A 21,778-nucleotide genomic window follows, 5' to 3' on the forward strand; every position below is an offset into this window, starting at 1 on the left:
GGCCATGCAGCCGGTTTTTTATTGCAGGAATAAAGTTTATTCCAGGTTTGCGTGTAATGCGCGCATACCCTCTTCAGTCAGGCCTTTGGCGTGGATCAGCTCAGAAATAGCGCCTTCCAGGAACACCAGGGTAGACAATTCGAATTGACCGCCCATAGGCATGCCTTTTACCAATGGGAAGCTGTCATCCTGACCGACTTGAACAACCAGGTCAGCGACGTCTGCCATGGCAGATGTTTTCTTCATGGAAATGACCACTAATTTAGCGCCCACTTCTTTGGCTTTTTTCACAAATGGCAACAAGGTCGCTGTGCCGCCGGAACCTGAAACCAGGATCAGCAAGTCACCTTTTTTGATGGCAGGAGTAACAACTTCGCCAATCATGAACACGCTGTAACCAGAATGCACCAAGCGCATTGCAAAGAAGCGTGAGACCAACAGTGAGCGACCTGCGCCACCAATAAATGTTGAGCCTGCTTCGCTAACCAATTTCAGTAATTCAGCCGCTTTTGACTTATCAGTCACGTCTAAAATACGTTTCAAATTGTCTAAAATAAACTGTTGATGATCCATGTTTTTGTCCTGTGTATTCAAAATATCAAATAAAAAACCCGACACATTGCTGAGTCGGGTTTTATTATCGCTGATCAATAATTACTTATTGATAGTTAAAAATTAACCGTGAGCGATAGCAGTGATTTCAGCAGCAGAAGCAGCTGGATCAGCAGCGCCGTAGATAGCAGCACCAGCAACGATGATAGTCGCGCCAGCGTCACGTACTTGAGCAGCTGTAGCAGCTTTAACGCCACCAGCAACAGAGATGTCAACACCCAGGTTCAAAGCAGCGATAGCAGCCAAGTCAGCAAAAGGAGTTTGACCAGCAGCTTGTTGATCCAAACCAGTGTGGATACCGATGATGTGAGCACCAGCAGCAACAACTTCTTTAGTTTTAGCAACTTTGTCTTCAACGCTGATCAGGTCAACTTGCGCTTTTTTGCCGTATTTGTTTGCAGCTTTGATTACGCCTTTGATTGTACCGATGTCAGATACGCCCAATACAACAGCGATGTCAGCACCAGCTTTGTAGAATGGCTCAGACTCGTACTCACCAGCATCCATAGTTTTCAAGTCAACCAGGATTTTGTTGTTTGGGAATTTAGCGCGCAGAGTTTCCAGTAATTTGATACCGTTGTGCTTGATGCATGGTGTACCGATTTCCAGAATGTCAACGTGCGGAGCAACTTTTTCTGCCAAAGCGATAGTTGCGTCAAAATCCAATGAGTCTAATGCCATTTGAGTTAATGCCATGTTTTTCTCCAAATATTAATAAGTTTCTAAATGCTATTTCTAGCGTACTACCAATTCAAGCTGGTCGCTAATAGTAAGCTGGCAGCCAAAATAAGTCAATGTAACAGGCCAAATTATGCCTGAGTGTAAAATCAAAAACGGGCAGGTCCCTGCCCGTTCTCTTATGATGTCACAGAGATATTACAGTTTTGCGGCTAATGCTGTTTCCAGCTTGTTCTGGTCAGCAACGAAACCACGGATACCTTCAGCCAGCTTTTCTGTGGCCATTGGATCCTGGTTAAGTTCAAAGCGGAACTCTTCTTCAGTCAACTTGGCTGGTGCTTCTTTAGTTTTGCCGCCATCTTTCAGCACTTGTACCAAAGTACCTTCAGTCGCTGCCAGATCTTGCAACAGGTTAGGAGAAACAGTCAGACGGTCACAACCAGCCAATGCAATCAGTTCGCCAGTGTTACGGAATGAAGCACCCATCACAACAGTTTTGTAACCGTGTTCTTTGTAGTACTGATAGATCGCACGTACTGAAACAACACCTGGGTCAGTTTCCTGTGTGTATTCTGTGCTTGGGTTTTTCGCTTTGTACCAGTCAAGGATACGACCAACGAATGGGGAAATCAGGAATACGCCAGCTTCAGCACAAGCACGTGCCTGGCCAAAACCGAACAACAATGTCAGGTTACACTGGATGCCTTCTTTTTCCAGTTGCTCACCGGCTTTGATGCCTTCCCAAGTAGAAGCCAGTTTGATCAGTACGCGCTCTTTAGAAATACCAGAGTCTTCGTACAGTTTGATCAGTTTGCGGCCTTTGGCAATCATCGCATCGATGTTGAAAGACAAACGTGCATCTACTTCTGTAGAGATACGGCCTGGAACCACTTTAGTGATTTCAGCACCAATCAACACAGCCAGTTTGTCAGCTGCATTTTCAATTTGTTGCTCTTTTGAACCGCCTTGTGCTTTTGCATAGGCAATTGCTGTCTCGATCAGAGGTGCGTATTCAGGAATCTGACTCGCTTTTAATACCAGGGATGGGTTGGTAGTTGCGTCTACCGGTTTAACGCTTTTAATCGCTTCAACATCACCTGTGTCCGCCACAATAGTGGTGATTGCTTTCAACTGATCTAATAAATTTGCCATTCGCTTGCTCCTAAAATGCAATTATCGTTACGTATAGTTATACATAGAAACCTCTAATATTATAACTGAATTTAATTGACTTAGTTAAGGCCTGTTGCAATTACTGCCTTTATACATGCTGCTTAAAACAGGGTTATGGCAACCTCCTTACGTGCGTTTGAATCGACTGATTGTGACGGATACAAGCGGTCATTGTGCCTATTCTGGCTTTTCATTCAGGCCCTTTTCGGGCACAATTATTCTTTTTTGCACGTGTTCGATCAGTTTGAAATATGGGTTCTGTCACCTCTTTAAATAAAGAACAAAACAAGACTCGCTTCGCACAATTACCTGTTGACTGGTACCTCAATCCGGAAATTTATGCATTAGAGCAGGCGCACTTGTTCTCGCTGCAACCACAGTATGTCGGGCATGCGCGCATGACACCCAATGCAGGCGATTTCCGCGTGCTGGAATGGAAACACAATGCCATGGCGCTGGTGAACCACCAGGGCGAACACCAACTGGTCAGCAACATCTGCCGTCATCGGCAAGCTGCCATGCTCAGCGGGCAAGGTAATACCCAGCATATCGTCTGCCCGCTGCATCGCTGGACTTACGACTTGAATGGGCAACTACTGGGTGCCCCTCACTTTGAACAAAACCCGTGCTTACACCTGGAAAAACAGCCGCTGATTGACTGGCAAGGACTATTGTTTCAATCCTCTGCCACACTAGGCAAAGCCAAGCCATTGCACATTGCGGAAACATTGAAGCAATTAGGATGCAAACAGGATTTTGACTTCACCGGTTACTATTTTGACCAGGCCATTGTTGATCACTATGACTTCAACTGGAAAACCTTTATTGAAGTCTACCTTGAAGATTATCACGTAGGCCCTTTCCACCCCGGCTTGAATCAATTTGTCGATTGCGGCGAGTTAAACTGGGAATTCGGCGAGCACTACAGCGTACAAACCGTGGGTTATAAACCGTTACCGGATTACAGTTTGTCTCCCACTTATAAAGCCTGGCAACAGGCGGTGACAAATTATCAGGACGGCAAGGAGCCGAAATATGGCGCGATCTGGTTTGTGCTGTATCCTTTACTGATGATTGAATGGTATCCCAATGTCCTGGTGGTCTCGCACATCATCCCGACTGGCGTCGAGTCTTGCAAAAACGTGGTGGAATTTTACTATCCGGAAGATATCGCCCTATTTGAGCGCGAATACGTCAAAGCGCAGCAGGCCGCCTATTTCGAGACAGCCATTGAAGACAACGAAATCTGCCAACGTATGCAAGAAGGTCGCAAAGCACTCTACCTGACCGGAAAAGATGAACGCGGCCCTTATCAGCACCCGATGGAAACCGGGCTGGAACACTTCCACCACTGGTATCGTTCACAAATAGAACCTCACCTCTCCGCACATTCGGTGCGCTAGCCCAAGACTATCCGGCACATTTTGTCCTTATTTCACCCCAGGCGCTGGACGCATCCCAGACATTGGCAACTCGGCAGCCTGTGGATACTGGTCGCCGGCCTGGGCTTCGCCGTAATGGGCGCCTTCGTGAAAACCGGCGCCCAACGTTTCAGCAGCACAGAATTAGTGTTTTATCGCTCGATATTCGGCTTTATCACCATCGCCGCCATGGTCTACTGGCAGGGCAAGCCACTCACAACCCCGCTGCTGGGCAAACAAATGGGTCGCGCATTGACCGGCTTTATCGCCCTGCTGCTGTTCTTTTATGCCATTGCGCATTTGCCGCTGGCAACAGCCATTACGCTCAACTACACCTCGCCCATGTTCCTGGCTTTATTCTCACCCTGGCTACTCACGGCGGAACAACCCTTGTCGCGCCGGCAGCAAAGTACATTGAATATATGCGTGATTGCAGGTTTTATTGGCGTCACCTTATTGCTGCAGCCCAGGTGGGAACCTGACTTATGGATCGCTGCGGGTATCGGCTTGCTTTCGGGCGTTGGTGCTGCCCTGGCATATGTGCATGTGAAACAGTTAGGGGTGAGAGGTGAGCCGGACTGGCGGACTGTGTTTTACTTCACCCTGGTATGCAGTGTCGCCAGCGGCGGCCTGATGCTGAATACCGAAATCACGCCTTTGCACTGGCAAGATTTGCCATTTTTACTGGGACTGGGCATATCTGCCACTATCAGCCAGCTCGCCATGACGCGCGCCTATCGTACCGGCCGCACCCTGACAGTAGCCAGCCTGGCTTATAGCACCGTGGTATTCGCAACGCTGATAGGCGTGTTCTGGTGGGGAGAGCATCTCTCCTGGATGGAGTACCTGGGCATGCTGCTGATCATGCTGAGCGGGATCGTCAGTTCCCGCGCTAGCAGTGCCCGCGTTACCAATACTCGCTAGGGTTCGAGCAGGCCACAACGCATGGCTATCAGCGCAATTTCTGCCGAGTTCTGCGCATTGAGTTTTTGCTTGATATTGTATAAATGTGTACCGACCGTGCGCGGGCTCAGGAACAGGGTTTCTGCGATCTCATTGGTCGACTTGCCGCGCGCCAGCGACATAAACACTTCAAACTCGCGCTCGCTCAAGACATCGACCGGATTCTGCTCACCCGACAACTGCTGAATGGCCATTTGCTGTGCTACGCTGGCTTCGATATATTTTTTGCCATTAGCCACACTGCGAATCGCCTTAATCAGTTCTTCAGCAGCGCTGCGCTTGGTCACGTAGCCCATCGCCCCCGCATTCAGCACACGTTTGGGGTGCACCGAATCCTCATGCGCTGACAGGACCAGGATACGCGCGTGATTGTCCTTGGCAAGAATACGTTCTATGGCTTCCATACCGCCTATACCGGGCATGGTGATATCCATCACTACCACTTGCGGATGATGTTCTACATAGGCACGAATCGCTGCCTCCCCACTTTCGGCTTCAGCAATGACCTTGATATCCTGATCGGACTCGAGCAGCATTTTAAACCCCATCCTGACAACTGCATGGTCATCTACCAGCATCACGCTAATCATACTTTTCATTCCTCTTATTTTAACGCTGTTGTTTTACGCCGTTTGTATAGGCAATCTAATTTCCAGGGTCGTTCCCACACCAGCTTTTGGCTCTGAAACGACTTTAAACTGTCCATGCAGGGCTTGCACACGTTCACGCATACCCAGCAAGCCAAAATGCCGGGTTTGGTCCACCGCTTCCACTTGCATACCTACCCCGTCATCGCTTATCGTCAGTTGCAGGCCATCCTCTGCTGACACGATATGCACATGGATGGATTGGGCATGCGCATGCTTGATGGCATTGTTAATGGCTTCTTGCACGATACGGTACAAATTAATATTGACGTTTTCACCCATGGGCTGAAACTGGCCGGATACCTGTAACTGGATGTTCAACCCAGCATGCTGCGCCTGGTAGCCTGCCACCATATCACGCAAGGTCTCTACCAGGCCCATATTATCCATGGCCGCTGGCCGTAACTGGCGGATGATATTGTGCATGCCGTCGTAAATATGATTGGCGGCGGCAACGATGGTTTGTGCATTGGCGGCAATATCCGGCGTTTTATCCCTGGTTTTGTTCACAATCGCCACCGCAAAGGTTTTGATCGCGGTCACATACTGGCCCAGTTCATCATGCAACTCGCGCGCCAGGCTGCGGCGCTCATCTTCAATATGTTGCTGGATCAGCTGTGTCAGCTGACGGTTTTGTTCCAGTTGCCGCTCGGCATCCAGTGAAAGCGCCATCTGGTTGAGGCTGGCGCCGATGCGATCAAATTCCGGCAACGAGAATTTGGGCAACCGCGTTGCCAGATCACCCTGCTCTATCTGATTGATAGCACGCAAAATATGATGCACCGGACGCAAGGCATGACTTAACAGCCCGTATACCAGCAGATTGAGTAAAACGAAAAAGCCGGTGCCCATGACGATCAGTTGCAGAAAACCTGACCATGCTTCCCGCACAGAGCCTTCTGCGCTGGAACTGATAATTAAAATGCCATAGCGCACGCGGCGCGTCACTGTTTCCTCTTTGGGAGAAACCAGCTTCACAAACCATTTCGGCGGTTCGATTTCTGATTTAAAAGTCGAGTTAGGCGAAATATACAAAGGCGTATTGGAATAATCGTACAGCTCGATACGGCTGCTACGCACGTAGCCTAAAGACTTAAGGAAATCCTGCAATACATAATGGGTGGGGCCCAAACTTGGGTTCATGGCCGAGCTGACAATCACGGTATCCAATAGTTGGACCGTGACGCGCATGGCAGCTTCAACGCGCTCACGGATGCTGTCCCGGGTATCCCGTACCAGCACGATGCCTGCCGCCAGCAAAAAAGCCAGTGAAAGCATGGTGACTAAAAGATTTAATCTAAAGCGTAGACTCATTTTTTCAGCGCAGGCACATTTTCTAAGTCAAGTAGTAAGTGGCGCTATTTAACCGTGCTCGCCTGTTTTTGGACAGCGTAAAATCATTAATTAACCCTTGAGCTTCTAATCTTTGATGACCAGCTTGTTCCAGGCTTTTGGTTTCTCGGGATAGGCCAATGGCAACCCTTCGAGTGCCTGTAATAAAATGCGGGAAATCAGCAGGTTACGATTGGTTTTTGAATCTGCGGGAATCACATGCCAGGGCGCATAGTCTGTGGATGTTTCTTGCAAAGCACGTTCATATGCCTGCATATATTTATCCCATAGCGCACGCTCATCCAGATCTTTAGGATTAAATTTCCAGTGCTTGGTGGGGTCGTCGAGACGTTCCTGCAAACGCTCTTGCTGTTCTTCTTTGGAAATATGTAGAAAGCACTTGATGATAGTGGTGCCGGACTCACTCAGCATGCGCTCAAAGTCATTAATCTGCTGATACCGGCGTTCGGCCTCGGCTTCATCTATCCAGTCATGCACTTTGACGATCAGCACATCTTCGTAATGGCTGCGATTGAAGATAACCAGCTCGCCTTTGCGTGGCACCTGCGCATGCACGCGCCATAAGTAGTCATGTGCCAGCTCATCCTCACTCGGCGCCTTAAAGCTCGCCAGACGGATTCCTAATGGGTCACAGGCGCTAAATACCTGCTTGACGGTACCATCCTTGCCGCTGGTATCCATGCCTTGCAGGATCAACAGTACTTTATGCTCAGCCTGTGCATGCAGGATATCTTGTCGTTCATTGATGGCTTCAGTCAGTTGCGCCAATATCGCGGCATCTTCCGCTTTATCGCCTGATCTTGCTGACTTATCGTCAGGTTTAATCTGCTTGAGTGCAAACTTCTTCGGGTTGACGCGATAGCTGCTTAAACTGAATTTATCCATGCAATATACCAACTTCACTGTGAGGGAATATAAACCAGTGTATCGCAGTTTATTAAGCCAGGCATCACCCTTCAAGCAAAAGGATAGCTTCCCAAGCCAAAAAACGTTGGCTGTAAGCCCAGGGTTAAAAGCAATAGGCGTAAAAAAAGCCCTCATTGCATGAGGGCTTAATCAAGTATTACTTGGAAGACCGTTTACGCTCGTGCTCTAACAAGAAGCGCTTGCGCAGACGAATCGTTTTTGGCGTGATTTCGACCAATTCGTCGTCATCAATAAACTCTACAGCGCTTTCCAGGCTGATAGAGATAGGTGGCACCAAACGCACCGCTTCATCCGTACCGGAAGCACGCACGTTGGTTAATTGCTTACCTTTGATCGGGTTAACCACCAGGTCATTTTCGCGGCTATGAATGCCGATAATCATGCCTTCATACAAACGGTCACCAGGACTTGAGAACATCTTGCCACGGTCTTGCAGCTTCCACAGGGCATAAGCCACTGCTTCGCCTTGTTCCGCTGAAATCAGCACACCATTACGACGGCCAGGCATATCTGCTTTCACAGGGGCATACTCATCAAAAATATGCGCCATCAAGCCGGTACCACGGGTCAATGTCAAAAACTCGCCCTGGAAGCCGATCAGGCCACGGGCTGGGATACGATACTCTAATCGAGTACGACCATTACCGTCAGACTCCATATTTGACATCTCACCACGGCGGCGACCCAACTCCTCCATCACTGCACCCTGGTTTTCGTCTTCCAGGTCCACGGTCAGGATTTCGTATGGCTCACATTTTTCGCCATTCACTTCTTTATAAACCACGCGAGGTTTACCCACAGCGATTTCAAAGCCTTCACGGCGCATGTTTTCCAACAGAATGGTCAGGTGCAATTCACCACGACCAGACACGCGGAATACATCGGTATCTTCAGTATCTTCAACGCGCAACGCCACGTTTACCAATAGCTCTTTAGTCAAACGGTCACGGATCTGGCGTGAAGTAATGAATTTGCCTTCTGTACCAGCCAATGGTGAAGTGTTCACCATAAAGTCCATGGTCAGGGTTGGCTCATCTACACCCAGGTGTGGCAAGCCAACTGGCTTGTCGCGGTCACAGATGGTAAAACCAATACCGATTTCTTCAATACCCGAAATAATGACAATGTCACCTGCTTCAGCCTCTTCAACCGGTACGCGCTCCAGGCCTTTAAAACCCAGCACCTGATTGATACGTCCTTGCGCTACTTGTTCGTTTTCGCGCATCACGGCGACCACCTGGCCTGGTTTGATGCGGCCATTGGTGACACGACCAACTCCTAGACGACCAGTATAAGTAGAGTAATCTAAGGCTGAAATCTGTAATTGCAAAGGTGCATCACTGTCACCTTTAGGTGGTTCAACATGACTTAAAATCGTATCAAACAAAGCCTTCATGTTATCTGAAGGTGCATTCATGTCTAGTGTCGCAAAGCCATTTAATGCCGATGCGTATACCACTGGAAAATCTAATTGTTCATCAGTTGCGCCAAGGTTGGCAAACAAATCAAAGGTATGGTTAATCACCCAGTCAGGACGCGCGCTCGGGCGGTCAACCTTATTAATCACCACAATCGGTTTCAAACCAAGCGCCAAGGCTTTCTTGGTCACGAAGCGCGTTTGCGGCATAGGGCCGTCAACGGCATCTACTAATAGCAACACGCCATCCACCATACCCAACACACGCTCTACTTCACCACCAAAGTCGGCGTGGCCCGGTGTATCGACGATGTTAATGTGCGTGCCTTCATAAGTTAAGGCAGTATTTTTGGCCAGAATAGTAATACCGCGCTCTTTTTCAATATCATTACTATCCATCACACGTTCAGTGACCGCCTGGTGGGTGGCAAAGGTACCTGACTGTTGAAGTAACTTATCAACCATGGTTGTTTTACCGTGGTCAACGTGGGCGATAATTGCGATATTTCTGAGGTTGCGTGCCATGTGAACTGCCATCTGTTTGGAAAGGGCGCGATTTTAGCATAAATCACGTTAAATATTTGACTTTTAAAATAAAATGGCTATACTGCGCTCAACTTAAAACGCACTGGGCTGAAATTGATGCCCGACTGTTTTAAATTCATCGCCCTGACCCATCGATAACTCGTGAACTTTTGAGGCTATCATCTTTAGAAGTTGTTTTTATGACAACCTCTTCTTTTATCGGTTAGTGGCTATGCCTAGCGCCGGTAAAAGCGATTCATCTCCATATTTGCTTTGGCTTACTTTAATGAGTTAGCACACTTAGATTTTTAATTCTGTGTGCTGTCATGGGTTAGCTTTGCTTCTTTGCTTTGCTTTAATTTGCTTTACTTGCGCCCTTTTTAATTGTTATACGAAAGGGACATCCTTGTCTTTGTCTTTTGCAGATTTAAATCTAGACCCATCCATTTTGCGTGCATTAACCGATGCAGGCTATGAGAACCCAACTCCAATTCAGTCGCAATCTATTCCTGAAGCATTGCAAGGCCGTGACATCATGGCCTCAGCCCAAACCGGCACTGGTAAAACAGCCGCGTTTACATTACCAGCATTAAACTTGCTGGCAACACAACATCCAGTACGTAGCCGTGGCCCACGTATCCTGGTATTGACCCCTACCCGCGAACTGGCAGCACAGGTCAACGAAGCTGCCCGTAAATACGGTAAATTCCTGCGCGCACGTTGTGTGAGCATTGTCGGTGGCATGCCTTACCCACTGCAAAACAAACTGCTGTCACAACCATTGGATATCCTGGTTGCTACACCTGGCCGTTTCATTGATCACCTTGAGCGTGGTCGTATTGATCTGAGCCGCTTGCAAATGCTGGTACTGGACGAAGCTGACCGCATGCTGGACATGGGCTTTATGCCTGATGTTGAGAAGATCTGTGCTGCATTGCCGGCCGAACGCCAAACATTGCTGTTCTCTGCCACCTTAGATGGCATCATGGATATCGGTAAACGTTTCCTGAACAACCCGTTGACGATTCAAGTGGCTGGTCAAAAAGAACAACACGCCAATATCGAACAACGCCTGCACTTTGTGGACGACATGAACCACAAAAACAAACTGCTGGAGCATTTGTTGATTGCCCCGGACGTGAACCAGGCCATTATTTTCACAAGCACCAAACGTCACGCCGATTTGCTGGCTGAAGATTTATATGCCGCTGGTCACAGCACTGCTGCCCTGCACGGTGATATGACACAAGGCGCACGTAACCGCACCCTGACCAAACTGCGTCATGGTGATGTCAAAGTACTGGTTGCGACCGACGTTGCAGCACGTGGTATTGATGTGCATGGCATTACGCATGTGATCAACTACGACCTGCCAAAATTTGCTGAAGATTATGTGCACCGTATCGGTCGTACTGGCCGTGCCAACAACTCCGGTATCGCGATTTCTTTTGCTTCTAATACTGACCGTCACCTGTTGCGCAAAATCGAGCAATACACTGGCCATAAATTCCAGCCAGCGGTGATTGCCGGTTTTGAACCAAAACGTGCTATCCGTATGGATGACGGTGGTGGTGACAAACGCGGCAATGGCGGCAAACGTCATGGCAGCAGCAATGGCCGCCCACAAAACAAAGGTGGTTTCCGTGGTAACAGCCGCGATGGTCGCAGCGATAACCAAGGTGGTCGTGAGAACCGCGAATTCCGTGGCAACCGTGAAAACAGTTCTTTTGGTGACCGCGTGATGCGTGAAGGCCAGCCGAACAAGCCGCGCGAACCACGTGCAGCTACCGGCGCCAGCGAACCACGTAATACTGAGCAAAGAACAGACCGCGAAGTCAATGGCAATAGCAAAAGCTACACCAAAGATACCGACTTCCAGTTTGCGCGCGCATTGACAGAAGAATTTGGTCAACGTCGCCCGCGTTCTTCTGCAGGCAACCCATCGGCAAAACCGCAAGAGCGCTTTGGTAACCCTAATGGCGGCAACAACACTCGTGGCGCAAACAAACCGCGCACCGGTGGCAAGCCATTCGGTGAAGCCGGTGGTATCAAACGCCCTCGTTCATTTGCATAAGCCAAGACTATGTCAGAGCAAATTACTGTAGATTTTCGTTCGCTAGGCCTGGCCGAGCCGTTGTTAAAAGCCATTGAAGAATCCGGCTATACGACACCAACGCCCATCCAGGCCAAAGCCATCCCGCTGGCGCTAGAGCGCAAAGATTTGATGGCCGGCGCACAAACTGGCACAGGAAAAACGGCTGCATTTTCGCTACCGATTCTGCATACATTGCTCCCTCACGCGAGTACCAGCACCTCTCCGGCGAAACACCCGATCCGGGCGCTGGTGCTGGCACCAACGCGCGAGTTGGCAATCCAGGTGTATGACAACATTAAAACTTACGCCAAACACACCTCCTTGCGTAGCCTGGTGGTGTACGGCGGCGTAGATATCAAAACACAGACACCTATCTTGAAGACCGGTGTTGAAATTTTGGTCGCCACGCCTGGTCGTCTGCTGGACCACGTAGAGCAAAAAACGCTTTCTTTGAGCCAAGTGCAGTTTCTGGTGCTGGATGAAGCCGATCGTATGCTGGACATGGGCTTTATGCCTGATCTCAAGCGTATCTTGGCTTTATTGCCTAAACAACGCCAGAACCTGATGTTCTCAGCCACGTTTTCGGATGAGATTAAAAAACTGGCCGATGCGTTTTTGAACCAGCCAACATTGATCGAAGTGGCGCGCAGCAATGCCACTAACGACAATGTGGAGCAAAAAGCCTATCTGGTGAATACAGACAAAAAAGAACGTTTCCTGGTGCAGCTATTGAAACAATATGCCAGCCAGCAAGTGATTATTTTCACCAAAACCAAACTGTCTGCCAGCAAACTGGCACGTGCTTTGGAACGCGCTGAAGTCCCATGCAGTGCGATCCATGGTGATAAATCACAGAAAGAACGGATTGAAGCGCTGGATGCATTCAAAGCCGGTACGATTCATGCCCTGGTAGCCACCGATGTGGCTGCACGTGGCCTGGATATCAGCGACTTGCCTTTAGTCATTAATTACGAAATTTCTACAGCGCCTGAAGATTATGTGCACAGGATAGGCCGTACTGGCCGTGCTGGCGCCAAAGGCATTGCGATTTCATTAATTGATGAAGAAGAAACCAAGTACTTTGATGAAATCGAAAAGCTGATTAATAAGCAGATTCCTAAAGAGAAAGCTGTTACCAGCAGTACGCCAAGTCAGCACTCAAGTAGCCAGAATACTGGCAATACAGCAAGTCAACGCGCGCCACGCCAACGTTCATCTAAATCTAAAAATGCAGATGACGCCTGGTTTTATCAACCTTACCAGTCAAGCGGGTTTGTTGAGCCGACTAAATCGGTCGTTGTACCTGTCACCAAGCCATCAGCGGCAAAGCGTAAAGTCGTTGCGGCATTACTCGGTGGTTTTGGCTTCAAGGCTACCCCTAAAGCCAAAGGACGTCCTGCCGAAAGCAAACGCCAGCATGCTGCTAAAACCCGTCAAAAAGAGAGTTTAGAGCAAACAGCGTTACCAGAAGCAGAAGTCGAAAGTTCGCAGTCTTAATAAAAGCCCCGTGAAAACGGGGCTTTTATTATGCTTGGCTGAGCGACGTTTAACCTTCACGGTTACGCATAAAGTCAGCCACGCCATATAACTGGTTGGCCATATGCCGTATCAGGCTTTCTTCAAACTGGCATTGGTGCATGGCCTTGATCATGCAATACATCCATTGGTCGCGCTCTGCCTCACCAATCGTGAACGGCATATGTCGTGCACGCAAGCGTGGATGACCATAGCGCTCAATATAGAGCTGAGGACCACCTGTCCAACCCATAAAAAACATAAACAGTTTTTCACGTGTTTCGGTTAAATCCGGCTGATGGATGGCACGCAACCCTGCCGCTTTCGGATCGCTATCCATGATGTCGTAAAAGGTATCCACTAGCAGCCGGATATTCTCAGTGCCCTTCTCCGCGCCGCCCAGCCACTCAAACAATGATTGTTTAGGTGAGTTTGGCTCTTGGATTTCAGTTAAAGCCATGCCTTACCTACCCTGAGACTTTAGGCGTGACCAGCGATGCTGCCTGCTTGGCGCGTTCACGTGCCAGTTCAACATTCTCAGCCGTTGCCAGCGCGACGCCCATGCGACGGCGGATAAAAGATTCCGGCTTGCCGAACAAGCGGATATCACTATCAGGCACTGACAATGCCGCTTCCAGCCCATGGTATTCCAGCGTAGTCGCATCGGCGCCGCCATAAATCACTGCACTCGCCCCAGCGTCACGTTGTGTCACATTTACCGGCAAGCCCAGAATCGCCCTGGCATGCAATTCAAACTCATTCAAACGCTGGGTACACATGGTGACCATGCCAGTATCATGCGGACGCGGGCTGACTTCAGAGAACCAGACCTGCTCGCCTTTCACAAACAATTCAACACCAAACAAACCCTGGCCACCCAAGGCATCAGTCACTTTCCTGGCGACTTCCTGAGCGTTCTCCAACGCTTTGGGATGCATGGCTTGTGGCTGCCAGCTTTCTACATAATCGCCCTGCTTTTGCACATGTCCAATCGGCGCACAAAAATAGGTGTCGACCTGCCCTTTTGCATTTTTGGCACGCACGGTCAGCAAGGTGATCTCATAATCGAAATCAATCTGGCCTTCTACAATGACGACACCCTGGTTAACCCGTCCGCCACTGGCGGCATACTCCCAGGCAGTTTTCACTTCAGATGCTTGGGTAATACGGGATTGGCCTTTGCCAGAAGAAGACATGGTAGGCTTGATAAAGCATGGATAGCCAATGCCCGCATCAATCGCAGCCTGCAGTTCGGCTTCTGAACGCGCGAATGCATAAGGGGAAGTTGGCAAACCCAGTTCTTCAGCTGCCAGGCGGCGTATGCCTTCACGATTCATGGTCAGCTGTACCGCACGCACGGTTGGCACGACTGTGACGCCAGAAGCCTCGATTTCAGCCAGCGCATCTGTATTCAGTGCTTCAATCTCTGGCACGATAAAATGCGGTTTGACCTGGTTGACTAATGCTTTCAGGGCATTGGCATCTGTCATATCGATCACATGCGCATGGTGTGCTACCTGATGACCGGGTGCGTTTGCATAGCGATCCACGGCAATCACTTCAACCCCTAAACGCTGCAAGGCAATAATCACCTCTTTACCGAGTTCACCGCTGCCCAGCAGCATGACTTTGGTCGCGTTTGCGCTTAATGGGGTCCCTATCATTGCTGCACTCCGATGTAAAAGTGCAATTCTACCATGTGGCATTTGTATGACGGCTGGTCAACATTGATTTAAATCATGCGCAAGCAGCATAGGCAATCGTTGCTACCTGGAAAGTAAAAGACCCCGCAGTCGCGAGGTCTTTTAACATCCTATACAAATCAATTTTGAAGCGATTGATGAGTACATCTTTGATGAGGCACAGGCATTAAACTGCTATTCCGTGCTTATCCATACGGTAGCGCATGGTCATACGCGTAATGCCCAAGGTACGTGCCGCTTTAGACACATTATTCCGGGCCTGTTCCAGCGCATTTAACAGCATGGCTTTTTCAGCACCATCTAACGTTAACTGTGCATCATTCGTGACTAATGCTGCGCTGGCTGAAGTATGGCCTACTTGTGGCAAACCCAGATCATGTTCAGAAATCACCGGCTGCGTGCACATCAGTACCGCACGGCTGATCTGGTGGCGCATTTCGCGTACGTTTCCTGGCCAGCGGTATTGCTGTATGGCAATCAGTGCAGTCGGGCTGAACTCATGGTGCGGTAAGGCATACCGTTTTTCAGTCATTTGCCGAAAATAATTGGCAAGCAACATCACATCCTGACTACGATCGCGCAATGGCGGCATCTGCATGGTGATCACATTCAGGCGGTAATACAAATCTGACCGAAACCGGCCCTCGTTAGACATCTGGTATAAATCACGGTTGGTAGCAGCAATAATACGTGCATGCACCGGCCTTTCCTTGGTAGAGCCCAAGCGGCGCACCATGCGTCTTTCCAGCACATTGAGCAACTTGGCCTGCAACCCTAATGGCAACTCACCAATCTCATCCAGAAACAGCGTCCCATCTTCCGCAGATTCGATCAGGCCAGGGCGCGAAGTCACCGCATTGGTAAAAGCGCCCTTCTCATTGCCAAACAGCTCGCTTTCAATCAACTCTGCCGGTAGCGATGCACAATCCACATGCACGAACGGTTTGTCGTGATTAACACAACTGGCGTGCAGATAACGTGCAACCACATCTTTACCGGTACCGGTTTCACCAGTAATTAACACGGTCGGCTGCGCCGCATCACTGAGTGAACTCAGTTGTGCAATACGCGTGATTTGCTGGCGCACGCTTTGCATGGCAGCACTCTCGCCGATCAGTTGTATGGATTCATTTGCCAGCGTATCCCGCTGCCGCGAGTAATCCAGGCTGGTCTGTAGTTCAGTAGTCTTTTCATTTTTTTGAATGATCAACAACAACTCTTCGAGATCAATCGGTTTTTTCAGGTAATCGATGGCGCCCAATTTAATGGCGCTCACCGCATCAGTGACATCGCCGTAAGCGGTCATGACGATAGTATTAATATTCTTAGCGACAAATTCAGGCAACAAATCGATGCCATTGCCATCAGGCAGACGCATATCCAGTAACACGATATCTGGTTCAAACTGCTTGACCAGCAATCTGGCGTCATGCAGAGATTCTGCGTGCTCACACTCGAAACCGGCTTTCTGCAAGCGCTTGACTACCGCCCGAGCAAAAAGCACCTCATCTTCGACCAACAAAATTTTCTTTTTGAAGCCTGGAATGATCGATTTATCTGTTGATGATGAAAGTTGTGAAAGCACGCATCCTCCTTATTGTTTTACTTTAGTCTTTGTCGTAACTAGCTAAAGACTGTTTAGGTTTAAACTCATAGCGCAGGCCAATCCAGCCAGCGCGTGGCGCACCAGGTAACAAGCTCAATACTTTGCTTTCTGCACCAAAGTTACCACCCGCATCAAACAAGCTTTCTGCCAGGCGACCAGCAATGTTGTATTCTTTGTCAAAAATATTGTTTGCTTTAGCAAACAACTTCCAGCCATTGCCAAAGTTATATTGGCTATCCAGGTTCACAACAAAGTAACCACCGATTTTGCCTTTGCCTGTTGCACACTCATCACCGTTATCGCACACCGCTGCATTTGATTGATGACTATTGTTTTCATTGCCCAGGACAAACTGATTAGAGTAGCCAATGATATTGGTTCCCACATTCCAGCTTGGAGTCACAGCGTACTGACCACGTAACTTCAACTGATGTTGCGGGATAGCCGGAATCCTGTCGCCTGAACGTGCAGTATAAATGCCGCCATTCGTCTCGCCTGAAGAGTTAGAGCCATTCACAAACTCAACATCGGTATCATAAGTCGCGTGAACGAAGCTGTAAGAAGCGCCCCATCTAAACTTCTCAATGAAACCATTGACGCCCATATCGATGCCTTGACGCTTTGTTCTGCCTACGTTTTTAAAGTAACCAGCACCGCTTTGCGTGTTTGCTGCCGTGAACTGGATATCATCATGGTTAGTCGCATGGTAAACACCTGCGTTCCAGGAAATGTTATCAGTCAGCTGACCGCGACCGCCAAACTCATAAGTCTTGGCAACAACTTGGTTCAAAGGTGGATCATCTGCCAATGCGGCTGGCAGCAAGCATGGTGAAGCAGGATTTGAACAACCCACTTCAATCGCAGTTGGTGCGCGGCTGGACTCGCTGTAAGAGGTGTAAACCGTCAACGCTTTAGTAGGCGTATAAGTCAGGCCTACTGTTGGGTTCAAACGCGTGTAGCTATCTTTTGCTGTCAAGCTATTGAAGTTATTCGCGGCTGAAGCTGGACCACGCAAAGTATCCGTGTTGTCGATACGGGTGAAGTTCCAGCTAGCACCTGCATTTAAATGCCAGAATTCATTGATAGACAAAGTATCGGTTGCGAACAAGCGTGCTGTATATTGCTTGCCGGTCAGGCCTACCGTCTGGCGCTGGCCCAATGCCCCATCGCCACTTGTCACAGGCGCTCTGGTAGGATCAAACACAGTCCCGCTACCAGGCGTACCAACAATGTCGCCATCATCAATGGATTCACTTAAAGAGGACAAATTCACCTCTTCGTTTTGTTTAAAACGAATCAGGCTGTAGTCATATCCGGCACCAACGACAAACTGGTTTTCTTTACCCAGGAAATCTTGGTTGAAGGTAGCTTGTGCTGTTGCACCGTAGGTATTCTGGCTAGTACGTGTTCTATTAAATACAGAACCGATCACTTCACAGTCATCCGCAGGGTTTACGCAAGTGATTCCCGGATAACCCGTGAGAAAACTCCCACCCAAACCATCATCTGTAAATGAACCTTCGTAACCATCGCCGTTTAGCGTACTACGATTAGATTTTTTGTAATACACATTACCGGACAACATCGTGTCTTTACTTAACCAATGGCTGCCATTCAATGCCAGGAAGTGTGAGTAATTGTTGGTCGCATCCGGACGGGTATGGATCTGGTCACGGTCACCGTTTAACAGGAATTCAGGGGTCAAACCATTACCAATCAGTTTGTTATCCGAACCCATATAGGTCAAATCCAGCTTGGTTGTTTCGTTTTGCCAGCCGGTTTTGGCAAACAACTGATTCACATGTGATGGTGAATATTTTCTCCAGCCATCTTCAGTTGTGTGCTGGAAGCCAACAATGTAGTCCACTGAACCATCTTTGGACACACCGCCGTACTCAGCCAATGCACGTTGGCGACCCCATGAACCTGCTTCATACTCCAGAGCTGCACCCTGATTGTTACGACCACTTTTGGTTTGTATGGCGATAGCACCACCCAGTGTATTCAAACCGTACAGCGGGTTAGAACCAGGGATCAGTTGCATGTCACCAATGGCAAAATTAGGGATCTTGTCCCATGACGTCACATCACCAAAAGGCTCGTTGACGCGTACACCGTCAATATAGGTGGACAAGCCTTGTGGATTGCCCAGCAATGGTGAAGAGGAGTAGCCTCTGAAATTAATTTCAGGCTGCCAAGGGTTACCACCTAGTTCGGTCACCGTCACTGATTGCATATTATTATTCATATAATCCGCAATAGAGACACCCACCTGGTTGTTAATACCCGCTGGATTTGCCATTTGAATATTGGCTGGTACCTTGTGTAGAGGCAAACCTATCCCCTTAAGCGGAGTAGCACTGTAAACCTCAACTTTTTGAATGTTTAAAGATTCCTCTGCTTTTAATGCAATTGCATGCGTTGCGTAAGCGGACACTATTGCGAGCAATAGCGGCTTGACGGCATTTTTTTTATCCATATCAATAATCCTTTTCCCGAGAATATTTAGGTTCTAACTTTTTATAAAAAGTATTCTCAGGCATGCAATTAACGTTCCTCTATTGCATTTAGGAAAAATCGTTTGGAAATCAATAGATTGAGAATTACATTATAGGACAACAACCATTAAATTGGTTAATTACAGCCAATTTAATGGTTGCAACTGGTTGTTAACAACCAATTTAATGGTTGTTTGAAAGAGGCTGCAGAAATATCTCAACGCCGTAAGCATTACGGCCAGGACGCCAGGCGGCATCTATCGCAAGAGAGGCAAGTGAAACCAGGGTTTGAGTAGGTGAAGGTTGTGAGGAGACCACATTGACCAATGGGTAAAATGCGCGCTGCCATGGCGGGATGGCCAGCATTTGGAAAATCACTTTTAATTCACGGCGCGGGCGTTTGGCATCCGGTTGCAGGCTCTCGCCGCCGGATCTTGCAAACAACATGAGTTCTAAGCCATCAGTTAATGGAACGGCTTGCCCGTAACGTTTATGCAAGGTAATGGCGGCTGGATTCACCCCCAGGCGAGCCAGGGCGATGCCGTGGCCTTTGCTGACTTTGAACTGCACTTGCCAGTCACCCCAGATCTGGCTTTTACCGCCTTGCCAGACCAATGGTGTTTTAGGCAGCGCTGCTGGCTTGCCTACGCAATAAAGCCGTTGCTGGTAATGATGCAGATAAGCCTGACGCTTCACCGCCTGCCCTTGTAAGGGCAGGTGCAGATAGCGATGCGGTTTGACTGTTGATAATTGTTGCCAGTAATTTTGCAACTGTTCGGTATTGGGCATGCGCAAATCGAGTTGCTGAAACCAGTAGCGCAACATGTTTTTCGCACGCGCGTCACCCAGCGCGCGCAAGCGCTGGATATCTACCGACTGCCCCAGCCACTCTTCGCGCACATCGCATGCGGTCACATCCTGGCTGGCCAGGCTATCAAGCAGGGATTGCGCTTCTGCCATATGGCTGGCACTGCGTGCCAGTGCGTTATCTAGTTGCGGGTAACGTTCACGCATCACAGGCATCACCGTCTGCCGCATGAAGTTGCGGTCATAACTGATATCGATGTTGCTTTCGTCTTCTACCCATTGGTACTGCAAGTCGGTTGCCTGTTGCAAAATATCGGCTTTGCTCACCTGCAACAGCGGTCGGTACAGGCTGCGCTCGGCATCCCATTCGCTCATGGCAGATAAGCCTTTCACCCCCGCGCCGCGCATGAGCTGCAAAAGCAAGGTTTCACTTTGATCTTGTATGTGATGCGCGGTGACAATCGCCTGCGCACCCAATTGCTGGCGCATCTGCTCAAGTGACTGATAGCGCGCCTCGCGCGCTGTGGCTTCAATGCCTTGTCCGCTGCGCAGATTGACATGCACTTTATCTGAATAAAACGGGATACCTTGCGCCTCGCACACGCGCTCGCACAGGCTTAGCCATTCATCGGCATGCGGGCTCAGCCCATGGTGGATATGCATGGCAGATAATTTAAATGGCAGGCGTGTGGAAAGCTGTGACAGGGCATGCAGCAGCACAATGGAATCCACACCGCCACTTAAGGCCAGCAGCAGGTGCAAAGGTGAGGCTTGAGGCTTTTGCGCAGCCAAAAAAGAGGCAATGCCCTTCTCTAACCGCGCAGAAAATACGGTGTTATTTGTCACTAGTGGCTTTAAATTTACCGTAACTCATCAGGCGTTGATAGCGCGTTTCCAGCAGTTGCGGTATTTTTTTGGATTGTAATGTCTTGAGTTGCAGGGCAATGGTCTGGCCAATGCGCTCCATCACTTCTTCGTAGTTACGGTGCGCGCCGCCTAATGGTTCGCTGATAATGGTGTCGATCAGCCCCAATGATTTCAAGCGATCTGCAGTGATGCCCAGCGTTTCTGCGGCATCCGATGCCTTGCTGGCGCTTTTCCACAAAATGGAAGCGCAACCCTCTGGCGAGATGACAGAGTAAGTAGAGTATTGCAGCATATTCAAGTGATCAACCACGCCCAATGCAAGCGCGCCACCTGAACCACCCTCACCGATGACGATGCCGATGATAGGTGTTTTCAATTCAGCCATGACATACAGGTTACGTGCAATCGCCTCAGACTGGCCCCTCTCTTCAGCACCGATGCCTGGATAAGCCCCGGGCGTATCGATCAGCGTGATGATAGGCAGATTGAATTTTTCTGCCAGGCGGAATAGGCGCAAGGCCTTGCGGTAGCCTTCAGGGCGCGGCATACCAAAATTACGGTATTGGCGCTCTTTGATATCGCGGCCTTTTTGGTGGCCCATGACCATGACCGGGATGCCTTTAAAACGCGCAATGCCACCGACAATGGCCGGATCATCCGCAAAAGCGCGATCGCCATGCAGTTCCTGAAAATCAGTGAACAAGGCGTTGATGTAATCCATGGTATAAGGTCGCTGCGGATGACGGGCGACCTGTGAGATTTGCCAGGCGGTCAAGCTCTGGTAGGTGTCTTGCAGTAGCTTGCTATTCTTCTTTTGTAACAAATCCAGCTCTTTGGAGATATCCAGTGAATCATGCTCGTCATGAGATGATTGCAGAGCCTCAATACGCTTTTCAAGTCCGGCAATTGCTTGCTCGAAATCCAGATAAGTCAGTTTACTAGGCGTTAAACGTTTGGCACTCATTATGAAT

At 49.1% G+C, this 21,778-nt stretch carries 17 protein-coding genes; 4 read left to right on the forward strand and 13 right to left on the reverse strand.

The features are described 5' to 3' along the window. Positions 1–36: 36 nt before the first annotated feature. From hxlB to tal, 3 genes are all read right to left on the reverse strand, one after another. The gene (hxlB, locus tag ACTS9Y_RS13970; protein WP_442586525.1) at positions 37–573 is read right to left on the reverse strand and encodes a 6-phospho-3-hexuloisomerase; all 537 of its coding nucleotides are present in this window, start codon (positions 571–573) and stop codon (positions 37–39) included. Positions 574–675: 102 nt separating this feature from the next. Then, positions 676–1,308, reverse strand: coding sequence for a 3-hexulose-6-phosphate synthase (hxlA, locus tag ACTS9Y_RS13975; protein ID WP_442586526.1), 633 nt, complete (start codon positions 1,306–1,308; stop codon positions 676–678). A 180-nt stretch (positions 1,309–1,488) separates the two neighbouring features. Then, a complete protein-coding gene (tal, locus tag ACTS9Y_RS13980; protein ID WP_442586527.1) occupies positions 1,489–2,442 on the reverse strand; it encodes a transaldolase in 954 nt (317 codons plus the stop codon). A 272-nt stretch (positions 2,443–2,714) separates the two neighbouring features. On the opposite strand from tal, the gene ACTS9Y_RS13985 reads away from it, so the two are divergent. Continuing rightward, positions 2,715–3,866, forward strand: coding sequence for an aromatic ring-hydroxylating oxygenase subunit alpha (locus ACTS9Y_RS13985; RefSeq protein WP_442586528.1), 1,152 nt, complete (start codon positions 2,715–2,717; stop codon positions 3,864–3,866). Positions 3,867–3,887: 21 nt separating this feature from the next. Beyond that, on the forward strand, positions 3,888–4,808 hold the full coding sequence (locus ACTS9Y_RS13990) for a DMT family transporter (protein ID WP_442586529.1): 921 nt from the start codon (positions 3,888–3,890) through the stop codon (positions 4,806–4,808). On the opposite strand, the gene ACTS9Y_RS13995 is transcribed toward ACTS9Y_RS13990, so the two are convergent. From ACTS9Y_RS13995 to typA, 4 genes are all read right to left on the reverse strand, one after another. Next, a complete protein-coding gene (locus ACTS9Y_RS13995) occupies positions 4,805–5,446 on the reverse strand; it encodes a response regulator (protein ID WP_379029576.1) in 642 nt (213 codons plus the stop codon). The two genes, ACTS9Y_RS13990 and ACTS9Y_RS13995, sit on opposite strands and share 4 nt — an antisense overlap. Before the next feature lie 24 nt (positions 5,447–5,470). Beyond that, on the reverse strand, positions 5,471–6,772 hold the full coding sequence (locus tag ACTS9Y_RS14000; RefSeq protein WP_442586957.1) for a HAMP domain-containing sensor histidine kinase: 1,302 nt from the start codon (positions 6,770–6,772) through the stop codon (positions 5,471–5,473). Between the two features lie 141 nt (positions 6,773–6,913). Continuing rightward, positions 6,914–7,732, reverse strand: coding sequence for a polyphosphate kinase 2 family protein (locus tag ACTS9Y_RS14005; protein ID WP_442586530.1), 819 nt, complete (start codon positions 7,730–7,732; stop codon positions 6,914–6,916). A gap of 178 nt (positions 7,733–7,910) precedes the next feature. Then, entirely contained in the window at positions 7,911–9,716 is a 1,806-nt protein-coding gene (typA, locus tag ACTS9Y_RS14010; RefSeq protein ID WP_442586531.1) for a translational GTPase TypA, read from the reverse strand. Positions 9,717–10,128: 412 nt separating this feature from the next. On the opposite strand from typA, the gene ACTS9Y_RS14015 reads away from it, so the two are divergent. Continuing rightward, on the forward strand, positions 10,129–11,790 hold the full coding sequence (locus ACTS9Y_RS14015) for a DEAD/DEAH box helicase (RefSeq protein WP_442586958.1): 1,662 nt from the start codon (positions 10,129–10,131) through the stop codon (positions 11,788–11,790). 9 nt (positions 11,791–11,799) lie between these two features. Beyond that, positions 11,800–13,308: a DEAD/DEAH box helicase gene (locus tag ACTS9Y_RS14020; RefSeq protein WP_442586532.1), complete on the forward strand. Its 1,509-nt coding sequence runs from the start codon at positions 11,800–11,802 to the stop codon at positions 13,306–13,308. 49 nt (positions 13,309–13,357) lie between these two features. On the opposite strand, the gene ACTS9Y_RS14025 is transcribed toward ACTS9Y_RS14020, so the two are convergent. The 6 genes from ACTS9Y_RS14025 to ACTS9Y_RS14050 all read right to left on the reverse strand — a co-directional run bounded on the left by ACTS9Y_RS14025 (position 13,358) and on the right by ACTS9Y_RS14050 (position 21,771). Further along, entirely contained in the window at positions 13,358–13,786 is a 429-nt protein-coding gene (locus ACTS9Y_RS14025) for a group II truncated hemoglobin (protein WP_442586533.1), read from the reverse strand. Positions 13,787–13,793: 7 nt separating this feature from the next. After that, complete coding sequence (gene purT, locus ACTS9Y_RS14030) at positions 13,794–14,990, reverse strand: formate-dependent phosphoribosylglycinamide formyltransferase (protein ID WP_442586534.1); 1,197 nt, start codon at positions 14,988–14,990, stop codon at positions 13,794–13,796. A gap of 205 nt (positions 14,991–15,195) precedes the next feature. Next, positions 15,196–16,614, reverse strand: coding sequence for a sigma-54-dependent transcriptional regulator (locus ACTS9Y_RS14035; RefSeq protein ID WP_442586535.1), 1,419 nt, complete (start codon positions 16,612–16,614; stop codon positions 15,196–15,198). Between the two features lie 22 nt (positions 16,615–16,636). Continuing rightward, the gene (locus tag ACTS9Y_RS14040) at positions 16,637–19,114 is read right to left on the reverse strand and encodes a TonB-dependent receptor (RefSeq protein ID WP_442586536.1); all 2,478 of its coding nucleotides are present in this window, start codon (positions 19,112–19,114) and stop codon (positions 16,637–16,639) included. Between the two features lie 202 nt (positions 19,115–19,316). Next, a complete protein-coding gene (gene tilS, locus ACTS9Y_RS14045; RefSeq protein WP_442586537.1) occupies positions 19,317–20,786 on the reverse strand; it encodes a tRNA lysidine(34) synthetase TilS in 1,470 nt (489 codons plus the stop codon). Next, complete coding sequence (locus ACTS9Y_RS14050) at positions 20,776–21,771, reverse strand: acetyl-CoA carboxylase carboxyltransferase subunit alpha (protein ID WP_442586538.1); 996 nt, start codon at positions 21,769–21,771, stop codon at positions 20,776–20,778. The genes tilS and ACTS9Y_RS14050 overlap by 11 nt, the downstream gene beginning before the upstream one ends. Positions 21,772–21,778 lie beyond the last annotated feature (7 nt).

The organism is Methylophilus sp. (assembly GCF_052173275.1).
Lineage (GTDB): Bacteria > Pseudomonadota > Gammaproteobacteria > Burkholderiales > Methylophilaceae > Methylophilus.

What these genes read in the sequence shown, in the direction of transcription:
- ACTS9Y_RS14020 (WP_442586532.1), top strand. Translation starts at nt 11,800, where the DNA reads ATGTCAGAGCAAATTACTGTAGATTTTCGTTCGCTAGGCCTGGCCGAG.
- ACTS9Y_RS13985 (WP_442586528.1), top strand. Translation starts at nt 2,715, where the DNA reads ATGGGTTCTGTCACCTCTTTAAATAAAGAACAAAACAAGACTCGCTTC.
- tal (WP_442586527.1), bottom strand. Translation starts at nt 2,442, where the DNA reads ATGGCAAATTTATTAGATCAGTTGAAAGCAATCACCACTATTGTGGCG.
- ACTS9Y_RS14005 (WP_442586530.1), bottom strand. Translation starts at nt 7,732, where the DNA reads ATGGATAAATTCAGTTTAAGCAGCTATCGCGTCAACCCGAAGAAGTTT.
- ACTS9Y_RS14050 (WP_442586538.1), bottom strand. Translation starts at nt 21,771, where the DNA reads ATGAGTGCCAAACGTTTAACGCCTAGTAAACTGACTTATCTGGATTTC.
- ACTS9Y_RS14040 (WP_442586536.1), bottom strand. Translation starts at nt 19,114, where the DNA reads ATGGATAAAAAAAATGCCGTCAAGCCGCTATTGCTCGCAATAGTGTCC.
- ACTS9Y_RS14025 (WP_442586533.1), bottom strand. Translation starts at nt 13,786, where the DNA reads ATGGCTTTAACTGAAATCCAAGAGCCAAACTCACCTAAACAATCATTG.
- hxlA (WP_442586526.1), bottom strand. Translation starts at nt 1,308, where the DNA reads ATGGCATTAACTCAAATGGCATTAGACTCATTGGATTTTGACGCAACT.
- ACTS9Y_RS13995 (WP_379029576.1), bottom strand. Translation starts at nt 5,446, where the DNA reads ATGAAAAGTATGATTAGCGTGATGCTGGTAGATGACCATGCAGTTGTC.
- purT (WP_442586534.1), bottom strand. Translation starts at nt 14,990, where the DNA reads ATGATAGGGACCCCATTAAGCGCAAACGCGACCAAAGTCATGCTGCTG.
- typA (WP_442586531.1), bottom strand. Translation starts at nt 9,716, where the DNA reads ATGGCACGCAACCTCAGAAATATCGCAATTATCGCCCACGTTGACCAC.
- hxlB (WP_442586525.1), bottom strand. Translation starts at nt 573, where the DNA reads ATGGATCATCAACAGTTTATTTTAGACAATTTGAAACGTATTTTAGAC.
- ACTS9Y_RS14000 (WP_442586957.1), bottom strand. Translation starts at nt 6,772, where the DNA reads ATGCTTTCACTGGCTTTTTTGCTGGCGGCAGGCATCGTGCTGGTACGG.